Below are 14087 nucleotides of genomic sequence, written 5' to 3'. Positions count from 1 at the left end.
CCCTTTGGTTTAATCGCGACCAATTCTTATTTACGCCAAGGCTTCCACGCCACATGGATACTGTGTCGACCTCGCCCCCCTCGTTCAGCGACCTCTACGGCAATCACCACGCCTGGCTGCTGGGGCTGCTGCGCAGGCGCCTGAGCAATCGCTGGGATGCGGCGGACCTGGCCCACGACACCTTCATCCGGGTACTCAAGCGCCCGCCGGCCGAAGCCGATGAGACGCGGGAGCGCTCCTATCTGGCGACCATCGCCCGGGGCCTGTGTATCGATCATTGGCGCCGTCGCCAACTGGAGCAAGCCTGGCTGCAAAGCCTCGCGGATCGGCCGCAAGCGCTGCAACCGTCGCCGGAGCAGCGGGCGATCATCGTCGAAACCCTCTACGAAGTGGACGCCATGCTCGCCCGCCTGCCCCACAAGGTGCGCGAAGCGTTCCTGCTCGCGCAGTTGCACGGCATGCCCTACAAGCAGATCGGCGAACAACTCGGGGTGGGCGAACGGATGGTGAAAAAATACCTGGCCCAGGCGCTGTTGCATTGCGCGGTGCTCGAAGCGGAACTGGACGGGATGCTCGTGGAGTGACCAACCCTGGAAAACTCAGCCATGCCAGCCTGGAACAGGCTGCCCAATGGTACGTGCGCCTGCAGGATCAGCCAGAGGCTGCCCAGCACTGGCAGGCATGGCTCGGACAAAGTCCGGAACACCAGGCTGCCTGGGGTTATGTAGAGCGGGTCAGCCAACGCTTTGCGCCGCTGGCCGAGCAACCCCAGGGCGCCAGCCGCGCCCTGCGCACCTCCCGGCGCCAGGCCCTCAAGACCCTGCTGGTGCTGTGCGCCGGGTCAACGCTGGCCTGGGGCACTTGGCGCAACACTGCCTTGCCCCGGCTGGTGGGAGGCTGGAGTGCGGATTACGCAACCGCCAGCGGTGAAACCCGCGAAGCGCTGCTGGACGATGGCAGCCGCCTGTGGCTGAACGCCCTGAGCGCCCTGGATGTACGTTTTGACCGGGTCCAGCGCTTGCTGCACCTGCGCTTCGGCGAAGTGCTGGTCGAGACCGCCAAGGACCCGAACCGCCCGTTCCTGGTGGAGACTCAACAGGGTCGCCTGCGGGCACTCGGGACCCGCTTCAGCGTGTTGCAGGACGGCGACAGCACCTTGCTCAATGTGTTTGAAGGCCGGGTCGAAGTGCGCACCGCCGCCAGCCAGCAACAACGAATCATCGAGGCCGGGCAACAAGTGGCCTTCACCCGCGACGGGTTCAACCTTGATTCACCCGCATCCGCCACCCGTGAGGCCTGGAGCCGTGGCGTGTTGCTGGCTGACAACCTGCCGCTTGGCCAACTGGTCGCCGAGCTCAACCGTTATCGACCCGGCCACCTGGGCTGTGATCCGGCCGTGGCGCAATTGCCGGTGATGGGCTCGTTCCCCCTCAAAGACAGCGACCACGCACTGCGCCTGCTACAGGCCGCGCTGCCGATTCAGGTAGACACACTCATGCCGTGGTGGGTCACGGTCAGGCCCAAACACCCAGGCGCATAAAAACTTTAAGCCGTCAGTTCCCTTTTTCAAAACTCGTTCGGTTAACCCTGCAGATGCTTTTAATTCGCCGATCGATTTGATCCAAAGGGAATGTTCATGTCGCAACCCGCTCGCTTCACTTTGCGCCCGCTGGCGCTGGCCGTTACCGCTACCTTGCTGTGCCTGGGCACGCTCGACGCGCAAGCCGCCGAGTCGCCGTCGACCCAGGAAACGGCCCGCAACTACAGCATCGCCGCCGGCTCGCTGGTCAATGTGTTGAACAGCTTCGCCGAGCAGTCCGGGATCTTTATCGCCGGCCACAACGGCCTGGCCTCCGGCAAGACCAGCCCGGGCCTGAAAGGCAGCTACACCCCGGCCAGCGGTTTGCAGCGCCTGTTGCAGGGCAGCGGCTTGCAGGCCCAGCCCCAGGGCAACAACGGCTACGTGCTGGAGTTGATTCCGGCCAACACCGGCGCCCTGGAACTGGGCGCCACCACCATCTCCGGCGAAGGCCTCGGCGCCACCACTGAAGACACCCATTCCTACACCACCGGCGCCATGGCCTCGGCCACCGGCCTGGCGCTGTCGATGCGCGAGACGCCGCAGTCGGTAACGGTGATCACCCGCCAGCAAATGGACGACCAGGCCTCCACCAGCATCGCCGACACCCTGCGTCGCGCACCGGGCGTGAGCGTGCAGAACTACGACAGCGAACGCTGGGAGTTTTCCAGCCGCGGCCTGCCGATCACCAATTTCCAGTACGACGGCGTCAACTCCACCTACGACGGCGTGTATGACTACGGCACCACCAGCACCGACATGGCGGTGTATGACCGACTGGAAATCATAAAGGGTTCGGCAGGCCTGATGTCCGGTTCGGGCGACCCCTCGGCCACGGTCAACCTGATTCGCAAAAAGCCCACCCGGGACCTCAAGGCCTCCGTCACGCAGACCTTCGGCTCGTGGGACAACTACCGCACCGAAGGCGATATTTCCGGGCCGCTGACCGACTCCGGTAACGTGCGCGGGCGTTTTGTCGGCGTGTACCAGGACCGCCAGTCGTACCTGGACCACTACCAGAACACCAAGGACATCGCCTACGGCATTCTCGAAGCGGACCTGACGCCGGACACCCTGCTGACCTTCGGCATCGACCAGCAGGACACCCGCTCCCGTGGCGCCAGCTGGACCGGTTTCCCGATGTACTTCAGCAACGGTTCACGCACCGACTTCTCGCGTTCCTTCAACCCGGCCGCCGACTGGAGCCGCCGCGACTTCCAGAACCAGACCCTGTTTGCCTCGGTGCAACAAAAGCTGGCGAACGACTGGTCGCTGAAAGTCAGCCTCGATCGCAAGCGCAGCCAGCACGACACCCTGCTCGCCTCCGCCAGCGGCGGCAACCCGGACCCGGTCACGGGCGACGGGATGTACATGTTCATGGGCAAATACAAGGGTGACCAGGTGCAGAACACCCTGGACATCAACCTCAATGGCCCCTTCAGCCTGTTCGGCCGCGAGCATGAATTGATCATGGGCTTCATGGCCACCCGCTCCAAACAGGACGTACCGGTGTACGGTTCGGTCTACCCGCCCGTGGGCGGCAGCATTTATGACTGGCGCGGCGAATACCCGAAACCCGATATTCCCCGCAGCGGCCAGAACGACATTGTGCAACGCCAGACCGGCGCGTACCTGGCCACGCGCTTGAAACCCACCGATGACCTGTCGGTGATCCTGGGCACCCGCGTCAGTAACTTCAGCGGCACCGACAACACCGACTTCTATGACCCGACCAAGGCCGACAACCGCATGACCTATCGCCAGTCGGGCGTGGTCACGCCCTATGCCGGGATCGTCTACGACCTCAATGACATCTGGTCGGTCTACACCAGCTACACCAAGATCTACAAACCACAAAACAGCCAGGACGCCGACCGCAAGTTGCTCGATCCGATTGAAGGCGACACCTACGAAGCCGGGCTCAAGGCAGCGTTTTTCGACGGCCGCCTGAACGCCAGCTTCGCCATATTCCGCATCGAACAGGACAACGTTGCGCAGTACGTTTCCGGGTTTGAGACCGACTCGGTGTATCGCCCGATTGCCGGTGCCACCACCAAGGGCTTTGAAGTCGAACTGGCCGGTGAAGTGCTGGATGGCTGGAACGTTTCGGCGGGCTACACCTACCAGCACTCCCGCGATGCCAATGGCGATTACGTCTACGGCTCCGTACTGCAAACCACCACGCCGCAGCAAGTGGTGCGGTTGTTCAACACCTATCGCCTGCCCGGAGCCCTGGAGAACCTGACGGTGGGTGGCGGCGTGAACTGGCAGAGCGAGTTCTTCGGCAACGTGTTCCAGCCGGACCCCAACGACTCGGTGAATTTCGGCCACAACTCACGCATCACCCAGGACAGCTACTTCCTGGTGGACGTGATGGCGCGCTACCGCTTCAACGAGCACTTGAGCACCACGTTGAACGTGAAGAACCTGTTCGACAAAAAGTACTACACCGGCCTGGGCAACTTCGGCACCGGTTTTTACGGCGAGCCGCGCAGCCTGCAATTGGCGACCCGCTGGGATTTCTGACCTGCGATCGTGGCGGCTCAGTCGATGCCTGTGTAATGATCTGCGCTCGATCTTGTTCGAGATGGAGCTGCAGACATGTCGCTGAACGCCACTGATCAACTGTCACGGGCACCGCGCTTCTGGCGCGACGAAACCCTGCCCTTTATCGAGGCGCGGACCATCTCTGACGGGCGCAAGGTCTGCTATACCCGGCACTCCCATGAGCATTTTTCCATCGGCGCAATCACCGCTGGCAAGAGCCTGTACCTCCATGGTGTGTCCACCTTCCAGATCAGCGCCGGCACCGTGGTGCTTATGAACCCTGGCGATGTCCACGCCTGCAATCCTCTCTACGACCAGCCCTGGTCGTATCACATGCTGTACATCGACACGGCCTGGCTGACGGACCTGCAGCACCAGTTGGGCTTCAGTACCGAGCTGGGTTTTCGCCCGTTCACTGCCACTCATACTCGCGACATCGTGCTGTATAGCGGTTTGATCGAGCTGTATGAGGTATTGGTGGACGAGCAAGCGGAACACCTGCACAAGCAGAGCGCCGCGGTGAGTTTCTTTACCGAGGTCCAGCAACGGCTCAACCCGTCGACCACACCGTTGCGTGAGGTGAATCAAAAGCTGGAACGGGCGGCCGAGTACATTCGTGAGCACTGCACCGAGGCCCTGAAACTGGAGGCTATCTGCCAGGTCGCCGAGCTGTCGCCGTCGTACCTGATCCGCGCATTCAAGCAGTATTACGGCATGACGCCCCATGCGTTCCTGGTCAACCGCCGCATCCAGTTTGCGCGCGCACAACTGCGCAATGGCGAGCTGATTGCCGATGTGGCACTGGCCGCCGGTTTCGCCGATCAGGCGCACTTCCAACGCACCTTCAAACAACATCTGGCGGCCACGCCCGGGCAATACCGCGGCTGACTTATGCCAGCAGCAAATACCCCACGCTGGCCACCAGCAACGCCGCCATCGATCGATTGAACAGGCACATGCCCTGGGGGTTACTCAGGTAGCGTCGCAGGAAGGTCCCGGCGTAGGCCCAGCACGCCACCGACAGGTAGCAAATCACCAGGTAGATCGCCGCAAACAGCCAGACTTGCTGTGCATCGCCATCGGCGACAAACAGCCCCATGCCTGCCACGCACGCCAACCAGGCCTTGGGGTTGAGCCACTGCATGATCGCGCCGTAGAGCATCGAGGGCGCCGTGGCCGTGCCTTCAGCGTCCAGTCGCCCATCGTCCACCGCCAGCTTCCAGGCCATGTACAACAAGAACGCCACCCCGCCCCATTGAATCAACTGGGTCAGCAGCGGCCAGCGCACCAGCACCTCGTGCAGCCCCAGGCCAATCAATACCAACAGCAAGGTGAATCCCAGCGCAGCCCCGGCCACGTGTTTTTGGCTGGCGGCAAACCCAAAGCGCGCCCCTGAGCTGATGGCCACGACATTCACCGGTCCCGGCGTGATGGAAGTGGCCAGGGCGAAGGCGGCCATGGAAATGATCAAGCTCATTGCAGTTCCTTGTTGTTATGCAGGTATGAGCTGAACCTTAAAGGGACGACGGATCGCGGTATTGAAGAAAATGCCCCTGGCGAGCCTATTCCCCTGTCATCCGCTCCATGCTGTTGCTCAAATGCAGCAGCATGGCGGCACGCGCTGCATCCGGGTCCTGGCGGCGAATGGCTTTCAGGATCGCCTCGTGCTCAAGGTTCGCCAGGCGCCCCAACTCCATCAGGTCCGCGTCGCCGCGCTCTTCGGCGTTGATTCGGGTGCGCGGGATTACCGAGTTGCCCAGGTGATAAATCACGTCGGTGAAATAGGTGTTGCCGGTGGCCTGAGCGATCAGGCGATGGAAGCGCAGGTCGGGTTCAACGGCGCTGTCGTTATTGGCCAGTGAGTCCTGGTAATCATCCAGTGCCTGGCGCATCTGCTGCAGTTGTTCGTCGGTACGGCGAAGGGCTGCCAACGCCGCTGCCTGGGTTTCCAGGCCCATGCGCAGCTCAAGAATGCCGCGCACGCTGGCCGCGGTGTCGTGGGTCAGGTGCAGGCCCTGACGTTCGTCGCGCTCCAGCACAAAGGTGCCGACACCGTGGCGGGTTTCCACCAGCCCGGCAGCCTGCAATTTGGAGAGTGCTTCGCGTACCACCGTGCGGCTGACACCGTACTCACCCACGATAGCGGACTCGGACGGCAGCTTCTCACCCGGCGCCATCTGGCCCAGGAGAATCTGCTGGGTCAATGCGGTGACGATATCGTGGGCAAGGCCCGGGGAGCGCTTGCGATTAAGTGCCGAGGTGGGGTTTTGCATCAGGAATTCCGTTCAGGGGCGCCTGGCAATACTAGCATTCTTATAAGTCCTTACTTGTATGACAACAAACCAATTTCTGTAGGAGCGAGCTTGCTCGCGAAAAAGCCAGCCACACCAAAAACCTTCAACATTACCGCGTAATCGTTGAGGTTTTTCGCGAGCAAGCTCGCTCCTACAAAGTGTTGCCATCTCTGAAATTGCAGTTGTATGATGTCTATCAAGTTGTCAGACATCTCTGGTAACCCAAGCAGTTCCCCGCACAACAATAATCAGTGGGAGTTTTACCTCGTGACCTCTTCCAGCCCTGCGACAGCTGCGCCTGCCACCGACCCGGTCCTGGCCCGCGCGATCAAGAAAGTAAAGAGCCACGTGCTCCCGCTCTTCGTGATCATGTTCATCGTCAACTACATCGACCGCGTCAACATCGGCTTTGTGCGTACCCATATGGAACACGACCTGGGCATTGGTGCTGCCGCCTACGGCTTCGGCGCCGGGTTGTTTTTTATCGGCTACGCGCTGTTCGAAGTGCCGTCCAACATGCTCCTGCAAAAAGTCGGCGCGCGCATCTGGCTGACCCGCATCATGTTCACCTGGGGCATCACCGCGACGTTGATGGCCTTCATCCAGAATGAAACCCACTTCTACATCCTGCGCTTCCTGCTGGGCGTGGCCGAAGCCGGCTTCTTCCCTGGGGTGATCTACTATTTCACCCGCTGGTTGCCCGGTGTCGAACGCGGCAAGGCGATTGCGATTTTCCTCAGCGGCTCGGCCCTCGCCTCGCTGATCTCCGGCCCCTTATCGGGCGTGCTGCTGCAAATCACCGGGTTTGGCCTGCACGGCTGGCAGTGGATGTACATCATCGAAGGCATGGCCTCGGTGCTGCTGTGCTTTTTCGTGTGGTTCTGGCTCGACTCCAAGCCCCACGACGCCAAGTGGCTCAGCCTTGAAGAAAAGGATGCGCTGGTGGGCGAGATCGAGCGCGAACAGCGCGAGCGTGACGCCGCCACCACGGTCAAGCCGACCCTGGGCAAGCTGCTCAAGGACCGCCAGATCATGCTGTTTTGTGCCCTGTACTTCTGCATCCAACTCACCATCTACGCCGCTACTTTCTGGCTGCCGAGCATCATCAAAAAGATGGGCGACCTGAGCGACATCCAGGTGGGTTTCTACAACTCGATCCCGTGGTTGATTTCCATCATCGCGATGTACGCCTTCGCTGCATTGGCGGGCAAGTTCAAGTTCCAGCAAGCGTGGGTCGCGGCGGCACTGTTGATCGCTGCCGTCGGGATGTTCTTGTCCACCACCGGCGGGCCGATCTTTGCCTTTATCGCGATCTGCTTTGCGGCGATCGGTTTCAAGTCGGCGTCCTCGCTGTTCTGGCCGATTCCCCAGGGTTACCTGGATGCGCGGATCGCGGCGGCAGTGATTGCGCTGATCAACTCCATCGGCAACCTCGGCGGGTTTGTCGCACCCACCACCTTTGGTTTCCTGGAACAGACCACCGGTTCGATCCAGGGCGGTTTGTATGGTCTGGCGGGCACTTCGATCCTTGCGGCAATCCTGGTGTTTTTCGCCAGGACACTGCCTGCGCCGGCCACCAGCAGCGTGCTGCAACCCGCCCCCGTCTTGAGCAAATAAGGAATACACGATGAACACAGAACACCAACACCACGCCAACGGCGCCCCGGTCGTTACCGGCCTGCAAGTCATCCCGGTGGCCGGCCACGACAGCATGCTGCTCAACCTCAGCGGCGCCCACGGGCCGTTTTTCACACGCAATATCGTGATCCTTACCGACAGCGCCGGCCGCACCGGTGTGGGTGAAGTACCGGGTGGAGAACGCATCCGCGAAACCCTGGAAGACGCCCGCAGCCTGGTGATCGGCAAGCCCATCGGCCAGTACCAGAGCATCCTCAATGCCATGCGCCAAACCTTCGCCGCGCGGGATTCGGCGGGCCGGGGTTTGCAGACGTTTGACCTGCGCATCACCATCCATGCCGTCACGGCGATGGAGGCTGCGCTCCTGGATTTGCTCGGCCAATTCCTTGAAGTCCCGGTCGCTGCACTCTTGGGTGAAGGCCAGCAGCGCGAGGCGGTGAAGATGCTCGGCTACCTGTTCTACATCGGTGATCGCCAGCAAACCGACCTGGCCTATCGCAGTGAAGACCATGCCGAAGACTGGTTCCGCCTGCGGCACGAACAGGCCATGACCCCTGAAGCCATCGTGCGCCTGGCTGAGGCGGCCAAGGCGCAATACGGTTTCAATGACTTCAAACTCAAGGGCGGCGTACTGCGCGGCGCCGAAGAAATCGAAGCGGTCACGGCGCTGGCCGAACGCTTCCCCGATGCGCGCATCACCCTGGACCCCAACGGCGCCTGGTCGCTGAAGGAGGCCATTGCGCTGTGCCGCGACCAGCATCATGTGCTGGCCTACGCCGAAGACCCTTGCGGTGCGGAAAACGGTTACTCCGGGCGTGAAGTCATGGCCGAATTCCGCCGTGCCACCGGGCTGCCGACCGCCACCAACATGATCGCCACCGACTGGCGCGAAATGGGTCACGCGATCCAGTTGCAGTCCGTGGACATCCCACTGGCCGACCCACACTTCTGGACCATGCAAGGCTCGGTGCGCGTGGCGCAGATGTGCCACGAATGGGGCCTGACCTGGGGCTCGCATTCCAACAACCACTTCGATATTTCCCTGGCGATGTTCACCCAGGTGGCCGCCGCCGCGCCGGGGGAAATCACTGCCATCGACACCCACTGGATCTGGCAGGACGGCCAGCGGTTGACCAGGGCTCCATTGAAGATCGTCGACGGGCATATCAAGGTCCCGGCCAAACCGGGCCTGGGCGTGGACATCGACATGGACGCCGTGGCCCACGCCCACGAACTGTACAAAGGCATGGGCCTGGGTGCGCGCAATGACAGCGTGGCGATGCAGTTCATGATTCCGGGCTGGACGTTCGATAACAAGCGGCCGTGCCTGGTGCGCTGACCTCAGCTGAAGATCATCGAAAAGTGCGCGCCCACCCCGGCGCGCACGCCCTCACCTACTGCCAGCGCTACCGAGCCGCCGGCCAGGTTGGCATCACCACAGGCAAACACGCCAGGCACTGTGGTCTGGCGCGTCTCGTTGGTCAGCAGATAAGGTCCGGTCGGTCCTTCGACAAACTCACACCCCAACTGCTCGGCCAGCGGGCTGGCCATGCGCGTTCGGGACATGGTGAACATACCGTCCAGGGCGATCACCCGGCCGTCTGCCAACTCCACATCCGCCCGCTCACCGACAATCCGCCGCACCGCCTGGCTTTCGACGCTGACCCCGCGCCGATCCAATTGCGCCTGCTGTTCGGCATCCGGCACAAACACGCCGTTGGTAAACAACGTGGTGGTGCCCCAGTCCGGCAGCATCATGGCGTGATGCATCGCCAGCGATGACGTCGCCAGCACGCCGATGCGGCCTTGATTCAACTCATAACCGTGGCAATACGGGCAATGGAACACCTGCTTGCCCCAGCGCTCTTTCAGCCCCTCGACCTCGGGCAACTCATCCACCACGCCGGTGGCAAGAATCAGGCGCTTAGCGTTGAAATCACCGTTGCAGCGGGTTTGCACCACGAAACCGCCCTGGTTTTGAATCGCTTCAAGGGCCGTGTCCTGCACCCAGGTCACCGTCGGATACTCCATCAACTGCCCTCGGCCTTCGGCAGCGATCGTCTCTGGCGGCTGGCCATCCTGGCCGAGGAAACCATGGGAGGTGGCCGCAAATCGATTGCGCCGCTGCCCGGCATCAATCACCAGCACCTTGCGCCGAGCCCGCGCGAGTTGCAGGCCGGCAGACATTCCGGCGTAGCTGCCGCCCACGATAATCACGTCGTAAACCATAAAGATGACCTCTCTGGTGGCCCTTGCATCGATTGCCGGGCACTCACGACACACCATAAGTTACATAAAAATACCTCGTCAAGAGTCTCGCAACTCTAATCGTTACGAACGATACTTTCGGGCAGGAAATCCAGAGGCTTGCAGATGAGAAACGACACCCGACTTTCGCGCATGCTCCACGTGCTGATCCACATGGGCCGCCACGAGGAACGCGCCACCTCGGAGACCATCGCGCAGATGCTCGGCACCAACGCGGTGGTGGTGCGCCGCACCCTCGGCCTGCTCAAGGAGAAGGGTTATGTGCGTTCTGAAAAAGGCCATCAGGGCGGCTGGAGCCTGGGCAAACCCTTGAGTGAGATCACGTTGCTGGACATCCACAATGCCCTCGGCACGTCGTCGATCTTTGCCGTCGGCTTGTCCACCGATCACCCGCAATGCCTGGTAGAACAGGCCGTCAACGCGGCGCTGAACCAGGCGTTTGATGACGCCCAGGCGTTGCTGCTGCAGCGCTTGGGAGAGGTGACGCTGGCGCAGTTGGCGGATGATTTTGACGAGCGCTACCAGGTAGCGCTGACGCCGGCGCCTTGCGCGTAATGCCTTCGGCGCCCTAAGCGCCGCCCACTGAACGCCACGCGGCCTCGGCCAGGGTCTCGCGATAGAGCCGCGGGCTGCTAGTCGCCCGCCCGGCCAGCCAGGCGCGGCAGTACGTATCGGCCTGGCCGATGATCAGTGCCGGCAACAGCTCGGCCGGTACCTGGTTGAGTTGATCAGCACGCCCAGGTAGCCCCATCCACTCCTTCAGCACTGCATTGCGCGCCTGGTTGCGGCTTTCCAGCTCGACGGCGAATGGCCCCTTGGTCACGGCGAAATGCGCGTGGTACTGGAAGCGCGCCCATTGCGGTTCGCTGTCCACCCAATCGACATAGCTGTGGACCAGCGCATATACGCCCTCCTTTGCCGTTTCGGCCGATTCAAGATAGCGCCCACGCAATTCGGCTTGATCGTCCAGCGCGGTAAAAAACAGCGCGGCCACCAGGCCTTCCTTGTTGCCGAAGTGGTGATAGATCGCGCCGACGCTGGTGTCGCAGCGTGCGCGGATCATCTCGATGGTGGTGGCTTCAAGGCCCTGTTCGTTGAACAGGTCGAGGGCGGCCCTGAAGATATCGCGCTTCAATTCGGCCCTTCGGCCAGGGAAGCAACGCTGGAGCAGATCCGGGGTTTGCATGCTGAACATGAACTCAATCATTGAAGAAGGGCAAGCCTGGGCAGCTTGACAGATTTCCCATGGGCAGAATACTGTTCCGTTACAGAACATTATTCTGTAACGGAACAAGATTCCGTAAAACTCACCAGAATGAGGCAGCACCATGAGTCAGGCTCTTAGCATGTTCAACAGTGTCGGTCCCGAAGCGTTCAGCAAACTGGCGTGCCAGATGGCGCCCTACTTCAGCACGATCAATCCGTTGATGACCCAGTTGCGTCCGGGGTTTGCCTCGGTGGAGGTGCCGTTCAGCAAGGCAATCACCAATCACCTGGGAACAGTGCATGCGATTGCCATGTGCAACGCTGCGGAACTGGCAGCGGGCACCATGACCGATGTATCCGTACCGGCGGGCGCGCGGTGGATTCCCAAGGGGATGACGGTGGAGTACCTGGCCAAGGCCAAAAGCAGTGTGACGGCGACGGCCAGTGGTGAGGGGATTGACTGGCAAACGGCGGGTGACAAGGTAGTGCCGGTGGAGATGCTGGATGCGGAGGGGAAATTGGTGTTTACCGCGCGGATTACCATGAACGTGAAATTGGGGTGATGGTGGTTGGGACGGGGGGCATATCCGTTGCTGCGGTAACGGCCGCTATTGGTTCCGCTCTTACAGCGGCTCACTTTTGAAAAGCGCAAAAGTAAGCAAAACGCTCTTGCCCCACCACTCGGCACCTCGCTTGGGCTCGGTGTGCCCGCACTCCGGCTTTGGACCGTGGGCCGCCGCGATGGGCCATCCTTGGCCCAGCGCGGCTAACCCGGCGTCCTGCCGGGTTACCCACGCTCCAAAGCCTGCGTTCGGCCAGCGTGGTTTAACGGGGCGCCTAAGATCAAGATCAACAGCAGATCAAGGGCACAGCGGCCTACAGGCCGGCTTGAGTGTGGTGAAGCAAAAGCAAAATCAGAAGCTAAAGCGGGCACGGTTCAAAATGTGGGAGCGGGCTTGCTCGCGAAGGTCGTTAACGATGACGCGAGCATCCTGAATGAACGCGGCGGTCTCAGGTTTTTCGCGAGCAAGCTCGCTCCTACAGAGAAGGAAGCCGGCCTGTAGGCCGCTGTGCTCTTGCTTTTGATCTGCTGTTGATCTTGATCTGACTGCCCCATTCAGCCCGAGGCCGAACGCAGGCAGTGCGGAGCGGGTAAACCGGCAGGACGCCGGTTTAACCGTGCTTCTTGTAACGACGAATCCGAATATCCGCCTGCTCCTTGTGCCCCGCAAACCCTTCCATCCCGCAAAGCCGCGAGCAGTACTCCCCTACCAACACCGAAGCCTCGTCCGTCAACACCCGCTGATACGTGCACGTCTTGATGAACTTGCCGACCCACAGCCCACCGGTGTACCGCGCAGTCCCGGTGGTAGGCAACGTGTGGTTGGTGCCAATCACCTTGTCGCCATAGGAAACGTTAGTCCGCTCGCCGAGGAACAACGCGCCGTAATTGGTCATGTGCTCCAGGAAATACAACGGATCGCGAGTCATCACCTGCACGTGCTCGGAGGCGATGCGGTCGGCTTCCTGCACCAGCTCGTCGACGCTATCGCACAGGATGATTTCGCCATAATCCCGCCAGGCGATGGAAGCCACCGGCGCAGTGGACAAGATCGCCAACTGACGCTCAATCTCCGCCGGCAGCGTTTCCGCCAACCCAGCACTGTTGGTCAAAAACACTGCAGGCGAATTAACCCCATGCTCCGCCTGCCCCAACAAATCGGCAGCAATAATCTCCACATCGCTACTGTCATCAGCAATCACCAACGTTTCAGTAGGCCCGGCAATCAAGTCGATACCAATCTTGCCGAACAACTGACGCTTGGCCTCAGCCACATACGCATTACCCGGCCCAACGATCATATCCACCGGCTTGAACGTATCGGTCCCCAACGCAAACGCGGCAATAGCCTGCACCCCGCCCACGCAATAGATCTCATCGGCGCCGGCCAAATACATCGCCGTCACGATGGCCGGATGCGGCTTGCCATCAAACGGCGGGGCGGCGGCAACAACGCGCTTCACCCCGGCCACCTTGGCCGTCAGTACGCTCATATGCGCCGACGCCAGCAACGGATACTTGCCGCCCGGTATGTAGCAGGCCACCGAGTTCACCGGAATATTGCGGTGCCCCAGGATCACCCCCGGTAACGTCTCGACTTCAACATCGTGCATCGAGGCTTTTTGTACCTCGGCAAACCGCCGAACCTGCGCCTGGGCAAAGGTGATATCGCCAATTTCCTGCTCGGAAAGGCTCGCCACGCACGCGGCAATTTCTTCATCGGTCAGCCGGAAAGACACGGGCGACCAATGATCAAACTGCTTCGAATATTCACGTACGGCCGCATCACCATTGCGGGCGACGTTGGCGATGATTTGCTCAACGGTATCGCGGACTTGGGCAGCAATCTCTGCTTGGGCTTCGACCGGTTTAGGTGTTTTCAGGTAACGAATCATCAGTGGCTCCAGGTGGCTCTTGAGGGCACGCGACATGCCCCCGGTATTGGCAACCATCTTTTCCTACCCCCCTGCCCCCGGCAATTTCGCAGCCACCC

The 14087-nt window shown here is 61.3% G+C and carries 13 protein-coding genes; 8 read left to right on the top strand and 5 right to left on the bottom strand.

What is annotated here, in order from left to right; translation table 11 throughout:
• Positions 1-53: 53 nt before the first annotated feature.
• The 4 genes from ACA046_RS13970 to ACA046_RS13955 all read left to right on the top strand — a co-directional run bounded on the left by ACA046_RS13970 (position 54) and on the right by ACA046_RS13955 (position 5014).
• The gene (locus tag ACA046_RS13970) at positions 54-584 is read left to right on the top strand and encodes a sigma-70 family RNA polymerase sigma factor (protein WP_459028545.1); all 531 of its coding nucleotides are present in this window, start codon (positions 54-56) and stop codon (positions 582-584) included.
• Entirely contained in the window at positions 581-1540 is a 960-nt protein-coding gene (locus ACA046_RS13965) for a FecR domain-containing protein (protein WP_497676786.1), read from the top strand. The genes ACA046_RS13970 and ACA046_RS13965 overlap by 4 nt, the downstream gene beginning before the upstream one ends.
• Positions 1541-1636: 96 nt before the next feature.
• Complete coding sequence (locus ACA046_RS13960; RefSeq protein WP_497676785.1) at positions 1637-4105, top strand: TonB-dependent siderophore receptor; 2469 nt, start codon at positions 1637-1639, stop codon at positions 4103-4105.
• 75 nt (positions 4106-4180) lie between these two features.
• On the top strand, positions 4181-5014 hold the full coding sequence (locus ACA046_RS13955; protein ID WP_459028539.1) for an AraC family ligand binding domain-containing protein: 834 nt from the start codon (positions 4181-4183) through the stop codon (positions 5012-5014).
• Position 5015: 1 nt separating this feature from the next.
• On the opposite strand, the gene ACA046_RS13950 is transcribed toward ACA046_RS13955, so the two are convergent.
• Positions 5016-5603, bottom strand: a complete 588-nt coding sequence (locus ACA046_RS13950; RefSeq protein ID WP_497676784.1) for a LysE family translocator — start codon at positions 5601-5603, stop codon at positions 5016-5018.
• A gap of 85 nt (positions 5604-5688) precedes the next feature.
• Positions 5689-6399 (bottom strand): FadR/GntR family transcriptional regulator, encoded by a 711-nt coding sequence (locus ACA046_RS13945; RefSeq protein WP_497676783.1) that lies wholly within the window; start codon positions 6397-6399, stop codon positions 5689-5691.
• Between the two features lie 288 nt (positions 6400-6687).
• Here ACA046_RS13945 and ACA046_RS13940 point away from each other — a divergent pair, with 288 nt between their 5' ends.
• Both ACA046_RS13940 and gudD read left to right on the top strand, forming a co-directional pair.
• Positions 6688-8037: an MFS transporter gene (locus ACA046_RS13940; RefSeq protein WP_497676782.1), complete on the top strand. Its 1350-nt coding sequence runs from the start codon at positions 6688-6690 to the stop codon at positions 8035-8037.
• Between the two features lie 10 nt (positions 8038-8047).
• Positions 8048-9397 (top strand): glucarate dehydratase, encoded by a 1350-nt coding sequence (gene gudD / locus ACA046_RS13935; RefSeq protein WP_497676781.1) that lies wholly within the window; start codon positions 8048-8050, stop codon positions 9395-9397.
• A 2-nt stretch (positions 9398-9399) separates the two neighbouring features.
• Here the strand turns inward: gudD and ACA046_RS13930 are convergent, their stop codons facing one another.
• Positions 9400-10287, bottom strand: coding sequence for an NAD(P)/FAD-dependent oxidoreductase (locus tag ACA046_RS13930; protein ID WP_497676780.1), 888 nt, complete (start codon positions 10285-10287; stop codon positions 9400-9402).
• 144 nt (positions 10288-10431) lie between these two features.
• Between ACA046_RS13930 and ACA046_RS13925 the strand changes: the two genes are divergently transcribed.
• Positions 10432-10881 (top strand): Rrf2 family transcriptional regulator, encoded by a 450-nt coding sequence (locus tag ACA046_RS13925; protein WP_076013839.1) that lies wholly within the window; start codon positions 10432-10434, stop codon positions 10879-10881.
• Positions 10882-10894: 13 nt separating this feature from the next.
• Here the strand turns inward: ACA046_RS13925 and ACA046_RS13920 are convergent, their stop codons facing one another.
• The gene (locus ACA046_RS13920; protein WP_497677082.1) at positions 10895-11512 is read right to left on the bottom strand and encodes a TetR/AcrR family transcriptional regulator; all 618 of its coding nucleotides are present in this window, start codon (positions 11510-11512) and stop codon (positions 10895-10897) included.
• Positions 11513-11654: 142 nt separating this feature from the next.
• Here ACA046_RS13920 and ACA046_RS13915 point away from each other — a divergent pair, with 142 nt between their 5' ends.
• A complete protein-coding gene (locus ACA046_RS13915; RefSeq protein ID WP_258346371.1) occupies positions 11655-12095 on the top strand; it encodes a hotdog fold domain-containing protein in 441 nt (146 codons plus the stop codon).
• Between the two features lie 610 nt (positions 12096-12705).
• On the opposite strand, the gene hisD is transcribed toward ACA046_RS13915, so the two are convergent.
• Positions 12706-13989 carry a histidinol dehydrogenase gene (gene hisD, locus ACA046_RS13910; RefSeq protein WP_459029278.1) on the bottom strand — a complete coding sequence of 428 codons (1284 nt, stop codon included), beginning with the start codon at positions 13987-13989 and terminating at the stop codon, positions 12706-12708.
• Positions 13990-14087 lie beyond the last annotated feature (98 nt).

This window comes from Pseudomonas sp. LBUM1641, from assembly GCF_059716235.1.
This window is presented reverse-complemented; position numbering and strand designations above follow the sequence as displayed.